The organism is Halomonas sp. 707B3 (assembly GCF_024158645.1).
Classification (GTDB): Bacteria; Pseudomonadota; Gammaproteobacteria; order Pseudomonadales; family Halomonadaceae; genus Vreelandella; species Vreelandella lionensis.
In genome coordinates this window covers 1-1,455 of sequence record NZ_JAMZBE010000292.1, presented here as the reverse complement: position 1 = coordinate 1,455, position 1,455 = coordinate 1, and the positions used below count along the sequence as shown (strand labels likewise).

The following is a 1,455-nucleotide window of genomic DNA, read 5'->3' as shown; positions in this document are numbered from 1 at the left end:
CGCGACCCTGCTCACCTGCCCGCGCGGCTTCAACCGAGGCGTTCAACGCCAAGATATTGGTTTGGAAGGCAATCGAGTCAATCACTCCGATAATATCGTTGACCCTATCAGCGCTAGCGGCAATCTCACGCATCAGCTTCACGGTTCGCTCTACCTCTTCGCCGCTGGCCTCTGCGGACTGGGAAGCCGCCACCGAGAGTTGGTCGGCCTCCTGGGCTATCTCGGCATTTTTACCCACGGTAGTCGCCATTTCCTCCATGCTGGAGGCGGTCTGCTGCAGCGCCGAGGCCTGCTGCTCGGTACGCGAAGAGAGGTCTTGGCTTCCCGATGAGATATCACTCGCCCCACTGTAGACGTGCTCACTGCTACTGCGCAGCGACATCACCAAGGTTTTCAGTTTGTCCTGCATCGCCGAAAGCCCTAGAAAAAGCTGGCCAATCTCATTACGGCCTCGGTCTTCAATTTGCCCGGTTAAGTCACCATCAGCAATCTTTGCAAAGTGGCCTAAGGCATGTTGAATCGGAGTGACGACGCCACGCATCATTGCAACACGAATCACCACCGCCGCGATTAAAGAGAACAGCAACAGGCCGATGGCAATAGCTCCGCCGATAGTCGCTAAGCGCCCTACCCGCTGCATCACCTGCTGACCACGAGCTTCGGTGTAGGCCACCAATTCGCTCATGGACATATCAAGATTAGCGCCCAACTCACCCAGCGCTTCCTGGCGACGCTGTATCTGGAACGGTGCTGCGTCTAGCAAGGGAACCATGCCTTCGGTAACAAAGGCGTGATAGGCAGCCACTACCTCAGCACGGTAATTAGCAAGAGTACTTTCAGGCACCACGGGGATCGCCGAAAACTCTTCAAACCGTTCTTGAGCAGCCACAACGGCCTCACCCGCCATCGCTAAGCTTTCCCGCCCTTTATCCGGATTCCCCTGCATACTCAGGCTTGCCGAGCGATCTAAAAAGGTTTGCGCCCTTAGCGCATTCACCTGGGTACGGTTTGCCAAATTCGCCAATCGCACGTTGGTGTTGTTGATCTCTTTAAGCGCTTGGTCGCTAGTGTAGCTGGCATAAAACCCCAGCCCACTAATAAGACCTATCATCACAACCAACAATGCTAAGGCAGCCGTCAAGCTCCATTTTATGGATAGTTGCTTCATTGGTGCGTTCCCTTTGTTTTATTAGATATTGCCCACATTTCAAAAGAGTAGAGCAAAATGAAGTGAAATACGGCGCGTATGCGACTTTTTTATACCAACAGTTTATCAATAACGGAAAAACAAAAAAGCCCACCGCCGTTAAGCGGTGGGCTCTATTCACAGCTGCAGAAATTAGGCAGCGGTGTCTTTCAGGGTCGCCATATCGATCACGAAGCGGTAGCGCACGTCGCCTTTTTCCATGCGCTCAAAACCTTCGTTAATCTTGTTGATATCGAGCATTTCAATAT

1 protein-coding gene and 1 pseudogene are annotated in these 1,455 nt (G+C 52.7%); both read right to left on the bottom strand.

The genetic code is table 11. From position 1 onward, the window contains the following. Positions 1–1,168, bottom strand: a 1,168-nt coding sequence (locus BIS10_RS18720; protein WP_253507783.1) for a methyl-accepting chemotaxis protein, incomplete at its 3' end; no start/stop codon positions are given. Between the two features lie 171 nt (positions 1,169–1,339). After that, positions 1,340–1,455: pseudogene (locus BIS10_RS18715) on the bottom strand (NAD(P)-dependent alcohol dehydrogenase); the annotation flags it as partial.